The 16111-nt window shown below is 73.1% G+C and carries 19 protein-coding genes; 10 read left to right on the top strand and 9 right to left on the bottom strand.

Going from position 1 to position 16111, the window contains the following annotated elements:
* The first annotated feature begins 5 nt into the window (after positions 1–5).
* Positions 6–1748 (top strand): glycerol-3-phosphate dehydrogenase, encoded by a 1743-nt coding sequence (gene glpD, locus EIL87_RS24110; RefSeq protein WP_125092873.1) that lies wholly within the window; start codon positions 6–8, stop codon positions 1746–1748.
* A 1-nt stretch (position 1749) separates the two neighbouring features.
* Here glpD and EIL87_RS24105 read toward each other — a convergent pair whose 3' ends face one another.
* The 8 genes from EIL87_RS24105 to EIL87_RS24075 form a co-directional block, all read right to left on the bottom strand.
* Entirely contained in the window at positions 1750–2547 is a 798-nt protein-coding gene (locus tag EIL87_RS24105) for an ESX secretion-associated protein EspG (RefSeq protein ID WP_125092872.1), read from the bottom strand.
* Entirely contained in the window at positions 2544–3377 is an 834-nt protein-coding gene (locus EIL87_RS24100; RefSeq protein WP_125092871.1) for a PPE domain-containing protein, read from the bottom strand. Before EIL87_RS24100 ends, EIL87_RS24105 begins: the two co-directional genes overlap by 4 nt.
* 3 nt (positions 3378–3380) lie before the next feature.
* Positions 3381–3731 (bottom strand): hypothetical protein, encoded by a 351-nt coding sequence (locus EIL87_RS24095; protein WP_233576545.1) that lies wholly within the window; start codon positions 3729–3731, stop codon positions 3381–3383.
* A 122-nt stretch (positions 3732–3853) separates the two neighbouring features.
* The gene (locus tag EIL87_RS24090; protein WP_125092870.1) at positions 3854–4525 is read right to left on the bottom strand and encodes a DUF3558 domain-containing protein; all 672 of its coding nucleotides are present in this window, start codon (positions 4523–4525) and stop codon (positions 3854–3856) included.
* Positions 4526–4569: 44 nt separating this feature from the next.
* On the bottom strand, positions 4570–4941 hold the full coding sequence (locus tag EIL87_RS24085; protein WP_233576543.1) for a DUF1707 SHOCT-like domain-containing protein: 372 nt from the start codon (positions 4939–4941) through the stop codon (positions 4570–4572).
* Between the two features lie 46 nt (positions 4942–4987).
* Positions 4988–6325, bottom strand: coding sequence for a dicarboxylate/amino acid:cation symporter (locus tag EIL87_RS24080; RefSeq protein ID WP_125092869.1), 1338 nt, complete (start codon positions 6323–6325; stop codon positions 4988–4990).
* Between the two features lie 89 nt (positions 6326–6414).
* Positions 6415–6495 (bottom strand): putative leader peptide, encoded by an 81-nt coding sequence (locus EIL87_RS27995; RefSeq protein WP_407690579.1) that lies wholly within the window; start codon positions 6493–6495, stop codon positions 6415–6417.
* Between the two features lie 100 nt (positions 6496–6595).
* Positions 6596–7228 (bottom strand): Maf family protein, encoded by a 633-nt coding sequence (locus EIL87_RS24075; protein ID WP_125092868.1) that lies wholly within the window; start codon positions 7226–7228, stop codon positions 6596–6598.
* A 50-nt stretch (positions 7229–7278) separates the two neighbouring features.
* Here EIL87_RS24075 and EIL87_RS24070 point away from each other — a divergent pair, with 50 nt between their 5' ends.
* The 4 genes from EIL87_RS24070 to EIL87_RS24055 all read left to right on the top strand — a co-directional run bounded on the left by EIL87_RS24070 (position 7279) and on the right by EIL87_RS24055 (position 10280).
* Positions 7279–8112, top strand: coding sequence for a biotin--[acetyl-CoA-carboxylase] ligase (locus EIL87_RS24070; RefSeq protein WP_125092867.1), 834 nt, complete (start codon positions 7279–7281; stop codon positions 8110–8112).
* A gap of 72 nt (positions 8113–8184) precedes the next feature.
* A complete protein-coding gene (locus tag EIL87_RS24065; RefSeq protein ID WP_125092866.1) occupies positions 8185–8691 on the top strand; it encodes a PH domain-containing protein in 507 nt (168 codons plus the stop codon).
* Positions 8692–9642, top strand: a complete 951-nt coding sequence (locus tag EIL87_RS24060) for a hydroxymethylglutaryl-CoA lyase (RefSeq protein WP_125092865.1) — start codon at positions 8692–8694, stop codon at positions 9640–9642.
* Positions 9639–10280 carry an adenosylcobinamide amidohydrolase gene (locus tag EIL87_RS24055; protein WP_125092864.1) on the top strand — a complete coding sequence of 214 codons (642 nt, stop codon included), beginning with the start codon at positions 9639–9641 and terminating at the stop codon, positions 10278–10280. Before EIL87_RS24060 ends, EIL87_RS24055 begins: the two co-directional genes overlap by 4 nt.
* Before the next feature lie 11 nt (positions 10281–10291).
* Here the strand turns inward: EIL87_RS24055 and EIL87_RS24050 are convergent, their stop codons facing one another.
* Positions 10292–10741: a MaoC family dehydratase gene (locus EIL87_RS24050; protein WP_125092863.1), complete on the bottom strand. Its 450-nt coding sequence runs from the start codon at positions 10739–10741 to the stop codon at positions 10292–10294.
* A 165-nt stretch (positions 10742–10906) separates the two neighbouring features.
* On the opposite strand from EIL87_RS24050, the gene EIL87_RS24045 reads away from it, so the two are divergent.
* The 5 genes from EIL87_RS24045 to EIL87_RS24025 all read left to right on the top strand — a co-directional run bounded on the left by EIL87_RS24045 (position 10907) and on the right by EIL87_RS24025 (position 16070).
* Entirely contained in the window at positions 10907–11347 is a 441-nt protein-coding gene (locus EIL87_RS24045; RefSeq protein WP_125092862.1) for a YbaB/EbfC family nucleoid-associated protein, read from the top strand.
* Entirely contained in the window at positions 11344–11670 is a 327-nt protein-coding gene (locus EIL87_RS24040; protein ID WP_407690571.1) for a hypothetical protein, read from the top strand. Before EIL87_RS24045 ends, EIL87_RS24040 begins: the two co-directional genes overlap by 4 nt.
* A complete protein-coding gene (locus EIL87_RS24035; RefSeq protein WP_125092860.1) occupies positions 11667–13658 on the top strand; it encodes a TNT domain-containing protein in 1992 nt (663 codons plus the stop codon). The genes EIL87_RS24040 and EIL87_RS24035 overlap by 4 nt, the downstream gene beginning before the upstream one ends.
* The gene (locus EIL87_RS24030; RefSeq protein WP_125092859.1) at positions 13655–13957 is read left to right on the top strand and encodes a hypothetical protein; all 303 of its coding nucleotides are present in this window, start codon (positions 13655–13657) and stop codon (positions 13955–13957) included. Before EIL87_RS24035 ends, EIL87_RS24030 begins: the two co-directional genes overlap by 4 nt.
* Before the next feature lie 355 nt (positions 13958–14312).
* Positions 14313–16070, top strand: coding sequence for a DUF2339 domain-containing protein (locus EIL87_RS24025; RefSeq protein WP_125092858.1), 1758 nt, complete (start codon positions 14313–14315; stop codon positions 16068–16070).
* The last annotated feature ends 41 nt before the right edge of the window (positions 16071–16111 follow it).

Genomic DNA, 16111 nt, shown 5'->3' with positions numbered 1-16111 from the left:
ACGCGGTGTCCAAGGACAAGACCGAGACCGGGAACCGGCTGCAGGGCACGTTGGGACCCGGTGAACGGGCCGAGAACTGGAAACGCCTGGCGGACGAGGAGTTCGACGTCGTCGTGATCGGCGGCGGGGTCACCGGTGCCGGCGCGGCGCTGGACGCGGCCACCCGGGGACTGCGGGTGGCGCTGGTGGAGGCCCGCGACCTGGCTGCCGGGACGTCCAGCCGTTCCAGCAAGCTCTTCCACGGTGGACTGCGCTACCTGGAGCAGCTGGAGTTCTCCCTGGTGCGCGAAGCCCTGCGGGAACGCGAGCTCATGCTCACCCGCATCGCTCCGCATCTGGTCAAGCCGGTGCCGTTCCTGTACCCGCTGACCAAGCGGTTCTGGGAGCGTCCCTACACGGCGGCCGGCCTGGCGATGTACGACACGATGGGCGGTGCTCGCTCGGTTCCCGGGCAGAAGCACCTCAGCCGCGCCGGCGCGCTGCGCATGGTTCCCGCGCTCAAGCGCAGCGCGATGATCGGCGGCATCCGCTACTACGACGCGCAGGCGGACGACGCCCGGCACACCATGACCGTCGCCCGCACCGCTGCCCGCTACGGGGCGAGGGTGATGACCTCGGCGCAGGTCACCGGTTTCCTGCGGGAGGCCGACCGGGTCGCCGGGGTGAAGGTGCGCGACGTCGAGACCGGCGAGGAGGTCGAGGTCCGGGCGCACGCGGTGATCAACGCGACCGGTGTGTGGACCGACGAGCTGCAGAAGCTCTCCGGTGGTCGCGGGCGGTTCCGGGTCCGGTCCAGCAAGGGCGTGCACATCGTCGTCCCGCGCGACCGGATCGTTGCCGAGATCGGCATGATCCTGCGCACCGAGAAGTCGGTGCTGTTCGTCATCCCGTGGGGCAACCACTGGATCATCGGCACCACCGACACCGACTGGCACCTGGACCTCGCGCACCCGTCAGCGACCAAGGCCGACATCGACTACCTGCTCGAACACGTCAACTCGGTGCTGGCGACCCCGCTCACGCACGACGACATCGAGGGCGTCTACGCAGGGCTCCGGCCGCTGCTGGCGGGGGAGAGCGAGGAGACCTCCAAGCTCTCCCGCGAGCACGCGGTCGCGCGGGTGGCGCCGGGGCTGGTGGCCATCGCCGGTGGCAAGTACACGACCTACCGGGTCATGGCGGCCGACGCGGTCGACGCCGTGGCGCCCGACATCCCCGGCAGGATGGCCTCCTCGATCACCGACCAGGTACCGCTCCTCGGTGCGGACGGCTACCACGCGCTGGTCAACCAGGCTGATCAGCTGGCGAGCGCGCACGGCGTGCACCCCTACCGGATCCGGCACCTGCTGGACCGCTACGGCTCGGAGATCCACGCGGTGCTCGACGCGGCGGACGAGCGTCCGGAGCTGCTCAAGCCGGTCCCGGCCGCGCCGAACTACCTGCAGGCCGAGATCGCCTACGCCTGCAGCCACGAAGGGGCGCTGCACCTCGAGGACGTGCTGACCCGCCGCACCCGGATCTCCATCGAGTACCCGCACCGGGGCGTGGACTGCGCCGACGCCGTGGCACGGCTGATGGCTCGCGAGCTCGGCTGGGACGAGAAGACCATCAACCGCGAGGTCGAGGTCTACACCCAGCGGGTCGAGGCCGAGCGCAACTCGCAGACGCAGCCCAGCGACCAGGCCGCGGACGCGGAGCGGTCGGCGGCCCCGGAGGCCCGGTCGAGCCTGCTCGAACCGGTGGTCTGAGTCAGCGGTCGGCCACCTCGGCGAGCAGTTCGTCGAGGCGGCCGATCAGCCTGCGGTCGTTCACCGGGGCGATGGTGCTCCACGCCTGCCCGGACGCCGACGTGGTGCGCGACTGGACGTAGCGGCCGAGCGCGGTGTCGAAGAACCCGATCACGCGCTCGGCCCTCGTTCGCCTGCCGTGGCGATCGCGCGCCGCGACGCCGAACTGGCCTCGGGTCGCCGCTCCGGCGACCATCTCGGCCAGCGCCTCGGCGTCGTCGGAGCGCACGCCGCGCCGCTGCAGCGCGGCGGGCAGCCGCTCGACGGCCTCGCCGACCTCCTCCGCCGCCGCGTCGAGGGCGTCGCTGGGCACCGACACCGACCGGCCCGGACCGGCGGGCACGTCCGGCAGCGGCGACACGGCCGCACGCGGCAGCCCGGACGCCGAAGCGGGTGAGAACGTCAGCACGTCCTCGTCCTTGACGGCGAGAACGGCGTGCTCGCCGCCCTTCTCGGCCGCGGCCAGCACACGGACGCTGCGCTGCGCCCAGCACCGGCCGTCGACCTCGCGGGCGGGGTCGGTGATCAGGTGCAACGCGCGGTCCAGGCCCTCGTCGAGCTCGCCGCCGCTGACCAGGCCCCGCCGGGAGAGCCGGCGCCACGCGGACGCGACCAGCTCGGCGCGTTCGGAGTGGGTCCGGCCGGGTGAGGGGACCTTGAGCACCAGCGGGACGTGGTCGATCCGGAGGTGTTCGACGAGCACGTCGAACTCCAGCGCCGACAGGCTGATCCGCCGGTCGGTGGACGTCGAGGTGTTCATGACCCCGGTTCGCCGCCGATCACCGGCCGCGACCCGGTCTGCGGTGCGCCGAAGAACCCGCCGTCGCCGACCTTCTCGGTCACCTGGTGGTCGACCGCCTCGTCACGACGGCCCGTGGCGCGCTTGCCGGACGACCGCGCGGCGGCGCTGCGGGTGGCGGGACCGGCACCGCGCGCGGTCCTCCCGCGGTTGCTGGAAGAACCGCCGACGACCGGGCCGGGCGCCACCGCCGGGCCCCAGCTGATCGTCACCTTCGGCGATCCGCCCGCGGTCCCGGACGCACCCGAGGCCGGGGCGTCCACCACGACCTGCGGGGGTGGCGCGAACGAGGCCAGCGACGTGGTGGTGGCCTGCGTGGCTGCCTCGTAGTTGCGCATCACGTCGAAAGCGCGCTGCTCGGCGGCGTGCTGCCGCGCCTCCTGCACCTCGTAGTCGGTCTGCCCGCCGAACAGGTGCGCCAGCGCCGCCACCGCGGTGCCCGGGTCCTCGCTGGTCACCTGCACCGGCGGCGGCATGTCCCGGCGGGCCTTGCTGATGTGCTCGGCCTGCTGCTCGGCGCGCTCCCGCATCACCTCGCTCGCCTGCTGCGCCAGCACCGCCCACTCACCCAGCGGCCGCACTCCCGCGTGCGCGCTGTCGGCGGCTTCGCCCCGCCAGCCGCTGCGGGCGGCGGCGGTCGCAGCGGCCAAACCGCCGTCGATCTCACCGAGCGCGCGGGTCAGCTCGCTCCAGCGGCGCACGCTGTCGGTCGAGGCGTGGGCACCGGGACCTTCGTTGATCTGCGCGTGGAGCTCGGCGTGCCGGTAGCCCTGCCATCGGTGGTCGCCCATCGATCAGCAACCCCCGCCCAGGCCGGCCGCGTTGTCCTGGTCGATCTGCTCGTACTCGCGACCGGCCTTCTGCAGCGCTTCGGCCGCGGCCTGCAGCTGGTCGCGGTAGCCGCACAGGGCGGTCAGGGCGTCCTCGCCGCCGCCGACGGAGCGCTCGTTGAACTGCTCGGCGGCGTCCGCGCTGACCGGGTCACCGGCCCACGGGCGGATCCGGAGTTCGGTGATGGCGTGCTCGATCTGCAGGCCGACCGCGTCCAGGGATTCCTGCAGCGAGTTGACCAGGCGCGGGATCGCGGTCGGTTCGACCTGCATCGAACCACCGGAGCCCGCGCCGTGCGGATCGGTCAGCGGCACGTCGTCCCCTCCCACAGGCAGGGGCCGTCGATCGAGGCGACCCCAGATGAAACGTCCGCCGGACACCCTAGCGGCGATCGATCACGCTGGGGAGCCCTCCGCACGCGGACGGTGCTCGAGGCTCAGGGTGTGGAGTCCGACGGCAGCTGCGTGGGCGGCTTGGTGCTGGAGGTCGAGGCAGGCGGGGCGGCCAGCGTGCGGACGGACTCCTCGGCCACCCGTTGCGCCCCTTGGCAGAGCTGTTCGACCGGAGGCGGCGGTTGCCCGCCGTCGTCGCGGTAGAGCACGTCGAGGTGCTGGCCCTCGGACACGTCGACCGCGACGTTGCACGAGAGGTCCAGCCCCGGCGTCTTGATCACCAGGGCCGGGAAGCCGTGCACCACGATCGGCGTCGCTTCGACCTGCGCGGTGTCGTCCGTCCACACCCGCATGCCCTCGGTGGTGATCAGCGCCAGCCGAGCGCCGACCTTCGCCGTGGTGTTGCGGTAGCTGCAGGTGGCGGCGTTGCCGAAACCGGCGTCGGAGTCGGGCAGCGGTTCGCGGTCGAAACCGAGCTGGTAGCGCTGGTCGGGGGTGAGCAACGTGCAGGGGTCGACGCCATCCAGCCCGATGTCGAACGGCCGCGGCGGTGGGGAGGTCGGCGCGCTGGTGGTGGGTGCCGGAGGTGGTGGCGGGGGCGGCGCGGTGTCTGCGGTGGGCGCCGACTGCCAGAGGCCGCACCCGGTGAGGGCGAGCGCGCCGAGACCGAGCACCGCGCCGAGGCGTCGCACCCCGGGGGAACACGAGCTGTGCATGGACCTCACCGTAACGGCACGTGGTCGCCGGTGACGGTAAGTCGTCACCCGCGTCGCCAAGCGAACCAGAAGATCACCAGCGTGGGGATGAGCAGGATGAGGCCGAACTGGCGCGCGACCAGCACGAGCGCGACCAGCACGGCCGCTGCGCCGACCGCGATCGCGATCCGTCCGGCGGGTGGCGCACCGCGCCGAGCGGCCGGGCTCAGCTCGCGGCTCGGCCGGGGTTCGGGCAGGTCCTCGAAGAGCTCGTCGAGCTCGGAACCGAAGCGCGCGGCCGCGGCCGACCGGCACCGCTCGTCGTACTCGGCCAGCTCCAGCCGCCCGGCCGAGAAGTGCTCGCCGAGCAACCGCATGGCCTGCTCGCGCTCGGGGTCACCGATGCGCAGGTCCCGTCCCCGCCGACCGCTGTCCACGCCTCCATCCTACGGAGGTGACGTCACCTGTCCGAGTGCTGCGGGCTCAGGCCGTCGCCGTGGCGCGGCCTTCCAGCAGCGGCGGGGCGCTGGGCGCGGCCAGCACCTCGTCGTCGAGGACGTCTTCGCTGCGCGCCACCACGACCGGGACCACGATCTGGCCGGCGACGTTCGTGGCGGTGCGGACCATGTCCATGATCGGGTCGACCGCGTAGGCGATCGCGATGCCGGTGGCCACCACCTCGGGCGGGAAGCCCAGCGCGCCAGCGGTCAGCGTGAGCATCGTGAACCAGCCGGTCACCCCCGCGGTGGCGATGGCACCGAAGACCGCGACCGCGATGATCGTCAGGTACTGCACCGGGCCGAGCTGGATGCCGAAGAGGTTCGCGATGAACAGCGAGCCCACCGCCGGGTAGATCGCCGCGCACCCGTCCATCTTCGTGGTGCTGGCCAGCGGGACCGCGAAGCTGGCGTAGGAGGGCGGGACGCCCAGGTTCTCCGCCGCCTGGCGGGTCATCGGCAGCGTCGCGCCCGAGGACCGGGAGACGAACGCGAACTGCAGGACCGTCCAGGCCTTGCTGAAGAAGCGCGCGGGGCTCACCTTGGCCACCAGCGCCAGCAGCAGCGGGTAGACGGCGAAGAGCACCAGCAGGCAGGCGACGTAGGTCGAGCCGATGAGCTTCGCCAGCGGGAGGAAGAACTCGTTGCCGTAGGTGGCCACGGCGTTGCCGACCAGGCCGAGGGTGCCCAGCGGGGCGAGCCGGACGATCCAGCCCAGCACGCGCTGGATCACCTCGAAGGCGGCCTTGTTGAACGCGACGAACGGTGCGGCCCGGTCGCCGAGGCTGTAGGTGGCCGCGCCGACGATCAGCGAGACGAACACCACCTGCAGCGTCTCGCCCTCGGCGAAGGCGCTGATCAAGTTCTCCGGGACCAGGCCGTTGAGCAGGTCCAGCCAGGACCCCTCCGTCTTCTGGCCGATGGCCTGCAGCTTCTCCGGGTCGGGCTCGATGACCAGGCCGCGCCCGGGCTGGAACAGGTTGCCGACCACGAGCCCGATCACCACGGCGATCAGCGAGGTCAGGGCGAACCACAGCGCTGTCTTGCCGCCCAGGCGGGCGGCGGTGCGGCCGCCACCGAGCGCGCGGAGGCTGGTGATGCCCACCACGATCGCGGTGAAGATCAGCGGCAGCACGGTGAAGCTGAGCAGCTTGGTGAACGTCGAGCCGACGGTGTCCAGGGCGGTGACCAGCCAGTCGGCGCCGGTCTGCTTCGCCACCCAGCCGAGCAGGGCACCGAGCACGAGCGAGGCGAGCACGGCGATCGCGAACAGCTTCGGGTTGAAGCGCAAGCGCGATCGCGCAGCGGTGGTGGGCACGGGGATCTCCTGAGGTCGAGGGGAGGTGCGACGGGAGGCGCGGGTGAGCGCGCGGCGTCTCGGCGGAGTGGAGCGTCAGCTCCGGCCGGAGGGGATCAACGACATGCGCAGCTGGCCTGCCGTCGGAGATCGACGTGCAGGCGCGAGGTCAGCAACCACCGCTGCAGGGCACCCATAGCGATGTCAATAAACCACCCGATCGAGCGATCACATCCCGGAGGTGGCGACAATGTGCCGACGTTCACCCGGACGTCGGCATCGGGGTGCGCCGCTCCCTCAGGAGGTCGTGGAGGGCCGGTTCCAGAGGTCGGTGATGCTCAGGCCCAGGTTCGAGAGGAGCTTGCGGGTGAGGGGGAGGCTGATGCCCAGGACGCTGGACGGGTCCCCGTCGACGCCCTCGACGAACCACCCGCCGAAGCCCTCCAACGTGAAACCGCCTGCGACGTGCAGCGGTTCGCCGGTGGCGACGTAGGCGTCGACCTCCGCCTCGCTCGGCGAGCCGAAGCGGACCGTGGTGCTCAGGTGGTCCGCGGCGCGATCGGCGATCTCACCCCCGCGCACCACGATGATCGCGTGACCGGTCAGCAGTTCGGCGCTGGTCCCCGCGTTCTGCGTCCAGCGCTTGGCGGCCACCTCCGGGGTCCCTGGCTTGCCGACGATCTCGCCGTCGGCCTTGAGCAGCATCGAGTCGCAGCCGACGACCACCGCGTCGGGCTCCTCGAGCTCCCGGGCGACCGCCTCGGCTTTGGCCTGCGCCAGCGCGGTGACCAGCTCGGCGGGAGCGGGGTCGGTCAGCGACGCGGTCACCGCGTCCTCGTCGACACCGGACACCTTCACCAGCGGGTCGACCCCGGCCGAACGCAGCACGGACAGCCGGGCGGGCGAGGCGGAAGCAAGCACGAAGCGCACGCGCCCGATGCTATGGCAGCGCGCGCGGCCACCACGCATAGGCTGGACGGGTGAGTACCGAGGTTCTGCTCGACGAGGGCCGGTTGCGCCGACAGCTGGTCGACCGAGGTCCCTACGCGGCCCTGGACGTGGTCGCGGTGACCGGTTCCACCAACTCCGACCTGGCCGCGGCCGCGAGCGCAGGCGGCGCCGACCGGACGGTGCTCATCGCCGAGGAGCAGAACGCCGGACGCGGCCGGTTGCAGCGGCAGTGGCTCTCGCCGCGCGGCTCCGGGCTGTTCGTCAGCGTCCTGCTGCGGCCCGACGTCCCGCCGTCGGCGATGGCGTGGATGCCGCTGATCTCCGGGATCGCCCTCGCCGAGACCGTCGAAGGCACCACGGGCGTGCCCGCAGGCCTGAAGTGGCCCAACGACCTGCTGCTCGGCTCCGGCGACGACTGGCTCAAGGGCGCGGGGATCCTCTGTGAGGCGGTCGCCGGACCCGACGGGATGGCGCTGGTGCTGGGCATGGGCGTCAACGTCCGGCAGCACCGCGACGAACTGCCCGCGGGCGCGGGCGGCCTGCCCGCCACCTCGCTGGCGGCCGAAGGTGCCGACGTGGACCGCGACGAGTTCGCCGCGGCCCTGCTCGAAGCGCTCGCCGAGGTCGAAGGCCGCTGGCGGGACGCCGGTGGGGACGTGGTGAGCACCGGGTTGCTCGACCGCTACCGCCGGCTGTGCCGGACCCTCGGGAAGCGGGTGCGGGTCGAGCTCGGCGAGGGGGAGCCCGACCTGCACGGGGTGGCCGAGGACGTCGACCCCGGCGGCCGGCTCGTGGTCCGCGACGACACCGGGCGGACAACCGCCGTCTCGGCGGGCGACGTCGTGCACGTGCGGCCGAGCTGAACGCGCTCCGCGCTCGGGCGCGGCCGGTAACGTGATTCCCGGACCGGCACCGAGCCTGAGGGAAGGGGAACCGTGGCCTACCCGGACGGCCTGCTGCACGAGGGCGAGAACGTCGTCGTGCACAAGCACCCGCACTGGAAGATGCTGCTCGGGCCGGTCCTGGTGCTGTTCGTCGTGGTCGGCGGCTTCTCCTACCTGGCGGCCCTGGTGGCCGCCACGCCCTGGCGGGTGACGGTGTGGATCGCGCTGGGCGTGGTGGGGCTGGGCCTGATCGCCTGGTTCACGCTCGCCCCGCTGGCCCGCTGGCGCACCACGCACTTCGTGATCACCACGAACCGGCTGATGGTCCGCGAGGGCGTGTTCACCAGGTCGGGCATCGACATCCCGATGTGGCGGATCAACTCGGTGCGCTTCCGGCGCGGTCTGGTGGACCGCGTGTTCGGCTGCGGCACCTTGGTGGTGGAGTCGGCGTCGGACGAGCCGTTGGAATTCGACGACATCCCCCAGGTCGAGCAGGTGCAGACGCTGCTCCACCGTGAGGTGGGCGATGGTTCAGAACACCGGGCGCAGGAGGGCTGAATGGGAGCACGCGAAGTGGGCCTGCCGATGCGGGTCGCCTCACCGGAACCGGCGGGACTGCCCGACCAGGTGACGATCTGGGAGGTCGGCGCCCGCGACGGCCTGCAGAACGAGTCCGAGGTCGTTCCGCTCGAGGTGAAGCTGGAGTTCCTGCGCCGGCTGGCCGACGCCGGTCTGGTGGTCCTGGAGGCGACCAGCTTCGTGCACCCGAAGTGGGTCCCGCAGCTGGCCGACGCCACCGAACTGCTGGCTGGGCTCGATCCGGCCCCCGGTGCGCGGTACCCGGTGCTGGTGCCCAACGAGCGCGGCCTGGAGCGGGCGCTGGACGCGCAGGTCCGCGACATCGCGATCTTCGCCTCGGCGACCGAGACCTTCGCCCAGCGCAACCTCAACAGCGGACTCGACTCGCAGTTCGCGATGTTCGACCCGGTCGTCTCGCGGGCGGTCGGCGAGGGCATCGCCGTGCGCGGGTACCTGTCGATGTGCTTCGGCGACCCCTGGGAGGGGCCGGTCCCGGTCGAGCAGGTCGTGACCGCGGGCAAGCGCCTGCTGGAGATGGGCTGCTTCCAGCTCTCGCTCGGCGACACCATCGGGGTCGCCACGCCGGGGCACGTCGAGGCCCTGCTGCGCGCCTTCCGCGTGGCCGGGGTGGACGTCGGCCGGCTGGCGGTGCACTTCCACGACACCTACGGCCAGGCGCTGGCCAACACCTGGACCGCGCTCCGCCACGGGGTGTCCACGGTGGACTCCTCCGCGGGTGGGCTGGGTGGCTGCCCCTACGCCGGGTCCGCGACCGGCAACCTCGCCACCGAAGACCTCGTGTGGATGCTCGAAGGCCTCGGCATCGAGCACGGCGTCGACCTCGAGGCCCTGGTCGCGACCAGCACGTGGATGGCCGAACAGCTCGGCCGGCCCAGCCCGTCGGCGGTCGTCAAGGCACTGGGCTCGTGACCGCACCGACCCCGGTCCTGCACACCGTGCAGGACCGGCCGGTGCTGGTCTGGCGGTGTGAGCAGCCGTGGCTGGCGATCGCCTCGGCGCCCCGAGGCGGCGGCATCGGCCTGCGCGACTGGGTGTTCAACGCGACCGTGGAGACCGACTACGACCACCCCGACCCCGATGCCCACACCGGGGAGATGGCCACCGGGCTCGGGCTGAGCGGCGCGGGGATCGGCCTGCTCACCGCGGTGGACGTGCGGCACGAGGTCACCGCGACCGACGGTGGTGTGCTGGCCAGCGTCACCACCGGCGCCAACGCGCCCGTCTGGGCCGCGGCCCCCGCCGAGGCCGAGGCGTGGGCGCCGGGCACGATCAACGCCGTCTGCTGGTCACCGGTGCGGCTGAGCGACGCCGCGCTGGTCAACGCGGTCGCCACCATCGCCGAGGCCAAAGCTCAAGCCCTGGCGGAATCCGGCGTCCGGGGCACCGGAACGGTCACCGACGCGACAGCGCTGCTCTGCCCGCCCGACGGTCCCGCCGAGCCCTACGGCGGACCCCGGTCGACGATCGGAGGGTCGCTGGCACGCGCGGTCCACGCTGCGGTGACCGCGGGGCTGCGGGTCGAGAACCCGCGGCGCGACACGGCGTGACCGCTCCGCGGTCACCGCTGCTCGCGCGTCGCGAACAACCCGACGAAGCTGAAGCGCAGGACCCGGTCGCCCTCGCGGTCGGCGGTGCCGGTGATCTCCACCAGGCCCAGGCCCGGTTTGCTGCGGGAGGGGCGTTGACCGGTGACCTCCATGCCGAACCGCAGCACGTCACCCGGGAACACCGGCGCCAACCACGCCAGCTCGTTGCCGCCGGGCGAACCCTGCGAGGTCGAGTCGGCCAGCACGTGGTCGACGTAGGCCCGCATCCACAGCGACGCCGTGAACCAACCGGACGCGCACAACCCGCCCAACACCGAGTTGCGACCCGCCTCCTCGTCGAGGTGGAACGGCTGCGGGTCGAAGCGGGCGTTGAACGCCAGCATCTCCTCGCGATCGACCTCGGTCTTCCCCAGGTCGAAGGTCCGCCCCGGCGTCAGGTCCTCGTACGCGATGGTGGCCATGCCGCCATCCTCGCAGGTTCCGGGCTCGACGAGGGGTGCGAGGTGCACGTGGTCGCTGCGCCGACCGGGGGTTCCCGGCCGAGAGCCCGCGCCAGACCGGTGAAAAGCGCGCCGCCGCGTGGAACCATCGGGGCGTTGACCGCCCGCGACGGGGAGGGAGCGGCAGTGGCAACCGACCACAGGTCCCAGGTGGAGGAACTGGTGGCCGACCACCGGCGGAGCCGGGAACGCCTGTCCGGCACCCGACGTGAGCTCTCCGCCATCACCGGAACCGCGAGCAGCGACGACGGGCGCGTGCGGGTCGTCGTCGGCCCGCAGGGCGCGCTGCGCGAGCTCGTCCTCGCCGACGACGTGGAACGGCGGATGCGTCCCGCCGAGCTCGCCGCCACCATCGTCCGGCTCAGCAGCGAGGCCGCCCGCACCGCGGCGGAACGCACCGCGGCCGTGCTCGCCGACGTGCTGCCCGCGGGCACCGACCCCGCGAACCTCGTGGGGCCGCTGCCGGAACCGCTGCCGCGTGACGAACCACGGCTCGTCGACGACGCGGTCGACGAGGACCTCTCGGACGTCGACTGGCTGCAGCAGGGCCCGGCGGGACGGACGTGACCATGGGCGGATTCCGCAGTGACGTCGAGCGGCTGGCGCAGCGCGCCGGCGAGTTCGACGACGTGGCCGTGCACGCGCAGCGCATCGCCGACGCCCTCCGGCGAGCCGTCGAGGACACCGGCGCCTGCTGGGGTGACGACGAGTTCGGCACCCGCTTCGCCGCGACCCACCGGCCGCAGGCCGACGAGGCGCTGGCCGCGCTCGGACGGCTGCCCGGCGAGCTGCGGGGGTTCGGCGAGGACCTCGCCGCTGCGGCCGACACGACCCGGCGGGCCGACACCGCCGGCGCCGACGCGCTCCGCCGACTCGCCGGAGAGGGGTGAGCGATCTCGTGGGCCTCGAACTCCCCGCTGAACTCCGCGACGTCGCCGCCCGCGCCGGAGCCCGCTGGCCCGCCGCGGACGAAGACCGGATGCGCGAAGCCGCCGCGGCCTGGCGCGAAGCCGCGCAAGGTCTCGATTCCCTCACCCGCAGCGCCGACGCGACAGCGCAGGGTGCGCTCACCTCCTTCGACGGCGAGGCCGCCCAGGCCGCGAGCAGCCGGTGGGACGACCTCGCCGCCGACGGCGGGCTCCTGCCCACCGCCGCCCGGCAGTGCCGGGACGCCGCCGACCGGCTGGACCACGCGGCCGAGCAGATCGGCGCCGCCAAGGTGGAACTCGTGCGCGAACTCGTCTCGCTGGCGCAGCAGACCGACGCCGCCGAGCAGGCGGCCGCCGCCGGACACCCGCAGGCGCTGGCCATTCTCGAGCCGGTGCTCAGCGGCGCTGCGGCCGCCGTGGCGCGGGTGCACGAAACCTTGTCCACCGCGCTCGACGGCGGTGCCCGGGAGGTGGCCCAGGCCACCTCCGGCGCTCTCCCGGACGTCGGCGCCACCGCAGGCCATACGCTGGGGACCGGAACGGGCACCGTCGAGTCCTCAGTGGACGCGGCGGGTGCCGGTGATGTCAGCGTGGTCGACGATGCGGAACGTGCCGTGGGAGCAGTCGGAGGTGCCGAGGGTGCGCAGGACACCCTCCGCGAAGCCGTGCCGGAAGGCGGGTTCGGTGCGTCCGCCGAACAGGCGAGCCCGGGATGGGTAGCGGATCCCGGGGACGCGGGCACGGGCCCGATCCCGGTGATCGGTCCCGGCGGCCGGCCGGACGACGCGCCCAGCACCGCGCCGCACGCCGCGCACACCGCGTGGGCCGGGCACCAACCCGGTGCACCGCCGCCGCCTCCAGCAGCGGGTTTCGCCGCCGCTCCGCCCCCGCCGCCACAGCCGGGCGGTTACGCCGTGGGAGGGCCCGCTGCGCCACCGCCGCAGCAGCCCGGCGCACCGGCACGACCGGCCGCACCCGGTCGGGGACCGGTCGTCCCCGGACCACCGCCCCAGCAGGGGCAGGCCCAGCAGGGGCAGCCCACCCAGAACCGACCGCCGAACCCGCCGCCCGCGGGGAACGTGCAGCGCGGTGCGCTGCGTCCGCTGCCGCCACAGGCCCAGCCGAACCCGGCGGCACCGGAACCGCAGCAGCGACCGCTCCGCCACGGCCCGCGCAACGCCGACGTGGTGGCCTTCGTGCTGCACCAGTTCCCGATCGGCTACATCCCGGTGGCCGCCGACCAGGCCAGCCGCCAGCTGCCCCAGCAGGAACCCGCGGAAACCCGCGAGGGGCTGAACTTCCCGCCGCAGGACCACCCGCGCTCCGACCTGGTCGACGACACCGACGCGGTGCGCCGCGCCCGGTCCGCCGCGGTGTACGAGGACGCGTTGCGCTCCCGCGACGAACGCGCCGAGCGCGAACGCATCCCGGACGACCTGATCGCCCGGTACGACCCCCTCGGCGAGCTCAGCGAGCACGAGTGGGAGCGGCGCTACGAGAACCGGGACGCCGGGCCGGACCACCGCTGGCCGCAGGAGTGCCCGGAAGGCGGGTTCGAACCCGGCGAGCCCGTCGTGCTGGAGCCGGACACCGTCGTCGACCACCTCGGCACCGGCCACGGACGGTGGTTCTGCGCGGCGGCGACACCGTTCGCGCACCGCTCGCTGCCGCCCGATCACGCCGAGCGCGACTACCGGCGGTACCGGTTGCTGCGTCCGCTGCCGGTGTGGCGGTCGGTGGCCGCGCCCTGGTTCGAGCAGCCCGGTGGCGGTACCCGGTACCGGGCCACCTGCTCCGCCCACGACCTCGTCGGGCTCGGCTACCTGGTGGAGCTGACCAGGACCAGACGGCAGTCCGAGGCCTCCACGGTGCGCCTGGTCCTCACCGGCACCACCGACGGCGAACGACCACCGGACGAACGAGAAGAGCGGCAGGGGAGCACGGGGTGAACAGCGAATCGGTGCTCGGCTGGCTGGTCGCGATGGGCGTCCCGGAAGAGCTGATCTCCGTCGGTGCCGAAGCCGACGACGCCTGGTGCCTGCTGCGCGTGGAGTCCGAGAACGGCCCGGCGTGGGAGGTCTTCTGGCGCGAGCAGGGCAACCGCTACGACTGGGCCTGCTTCAGCGATGAGCAGGTCGCCTGCTTCTACCTGTTCGGCAGGCTCACCTGGACCCAAGCGCTCCGCGGCGTGGTAGGCCCAGTAGATGTCACCAGCACGCCACCCCACGGCACTCAACTTCCCAGGTGATCCTGTTCGTGCTGTGCGTGGCGGTGCGGGTGGCAGAACCTCCGGAACGGGAGAGCCCAGCGGCTCCGTGGCTCCGCTCCGCTCCTGATGTGCGCCAGCACACGGCGTCGCGGCGTACTCTCCACGAAGCCGCTCAGAACCTGCGGCGGTGACGGCTGAGTCCCACACTTGAAGAGGCGGCTGCCGCCGCGAGCCGCCTCGAACCTGCGGCGGTGGGGCTGGTTGAGGTCCCCACCTCAAGAAGCGGTCTCGTCGCATCCTCGACACTGCTCAGACTGCGGGGCTGAGTACTCACGTGGGCATCTGAGTAGTGCTACTGATGTCGCGCACGCGTGCGACAGGGACCATGACCGGCATGTCGCAACCGCACCAGGGAGACACCCTCCAGCTAGTCGCAGGTGAGTTGACCGCGATCGGGCAGCGCCTGTCGTACCTGGGCAGCGTGCTGCAGACCGAGGCCGCGAACCGCTCGCAGCAGGAGCCGGAAGCTCCGAGCGAGCCCGTCCAGCCCTCCGCCGAGCCGGTGCCCGCGCCGCCGTCACCGCCCTCGGCGAAGCCGAAGCGGCGGTTCCGCGCGGACCTCGAACCGAGCCGCGTGCTGGCCTGGGTCGGTGGCGGGGTGACCTTGCTCGGCGTGGTGTTCCTGCTGGTCCTGGCCGTCCAGCAGGACTGGCTCGGCCCCGCCGGGCGCGTCGCGGGCGGAGCGGCCCTGGCCGCGTTGCTCATCGCCGCCGGCTGGTGGGTGCACCGCAAGGCGGCCGAACAACGCGTGGCCTCGATCTCCTTGGCCACCACCGGTTTCGCCGCGCTGTTCCTCGACGTCGTCGCCGCGACCGCGCTCTACGACTACCTCCCCGTCCCGGCCGGTCTCGGTGTCGGGCTGGTCGTCGCGATCGGCGGACTTCTGCTCGCGGACCGCTGGGAGGCGCAGCCGCTGGCGGTCGGCGTGGTCCTCGCCTCCGCGATCTGCGCTCCCGTGATCGCTTGGGGGGCCGGCGCGCAGCTGATCGGCTTCGTCGTGCTGCTGCAGGTCGCCGCCGCACCCGTGCAGGTGCGCCGGGGCTGGGGCGGACTCGCCCTCGCAGCGGGCATCCCCACCGTGCTCGCCGCGTTCGTCGGTGCCTTCTGGGACCTGGTCTACCCGAACCCCGTGCTGGTGCCCGCGATCCTGGCGGCAGCGGTGCTGGGCATCGTCATCGCCGCCACCACGGCCGGGTTCCGGCCCGCCGCCGAACGCACCGCCATCGGCCTGCTCGTCGCCTCGCCGACCCCGGCGTTCCTGGCCGGGCCGATGCTGCTGGAACGCGCCGAGGCGACCGCCACCGGTGCCGGGATGGCGTTGCTGCTGGCCGCGATCTGGGCCGTCGGCCGCTACCTGCCGGCCTTCAGCGACTGGCTGCCCAGCCGTTTCCTGGCCGCCGTCGGCGCCATGGCCGTGGTCGCCTCCGGGCAAGCGACCGTCACCGCGCTGGACGTCTCCAGCTGGGCGACCGGCCTGCTCTGCGAGGCGCTGCTGCTGACCATCGCCGGATACCTGCTGCGGCGCGGCGGGGTGCTGCTCGGGGCCACCTGCTACGCGGTGTTCGGCTTCCTCCTGGCCCTGGGCAACGAGGTCCCGATCGACGCGTTGCTGTGGTTCGACGACGGGACCGGGGTCGCCGGGCTGGTCGCGGGCCTGCTGATCGCCGTCGTCGCGGTCGCCCTGCCGACCGCCGGCGTGCGCGTCGGGAAGCTCGGCAGCCTGCCGAAGTCGCTGGTGCTGTGGGCCGCGGCCGCGGTGGCGCTGCTCTACGGGACGGCCAGCGCCACGATGGCCGCGTGCCTGCTGGTCAGCGACACCCGCAGCGCGTTCCTGGCCGGGCACATCCTGATCACCCTGTGCTGGGTGGTCTTCGCGATCGCCCTGCTGCTGCGCGGCGTCCGCGTCCGGCACCTGCGCATCGGCGGCCTGGTGCTCACGGCCGTGTCCCTGGCGAAGCTGCTGCTGTTCGACCTGTCCACGCTGGACGGCTTCGCCCGCGTGATCGCCTTCCTCTGCGCCGGCCTCATCCTGCTCACCGCAGGAGTCGGCTACGCCCGGCTGCTCAGCCGCCAGCCAGAGCAGTCGGCTTAGGGGCGGGTGAAGAATCGCCCTGCGTGGCGGTGCCGTCCTCT

The sequence above is a fragment of the Saccharopolyspora rhizosphaerae genome, assembly GCF_003931915.1.
GTDB classification, from domain to species: domain Bacteria; phylum Actinomycetota; class Actinomycetes; order Mycobacteriales; family Pseudonocardiaceae; genus Saccharopolyspora; species Saccharopolyspora rhizosphaerae.
The sequence above is the reverse complement of the archived record's forward strand: the minus strand, read 5'-3'. Positions and strand labels throughout refer to the sequence as shown.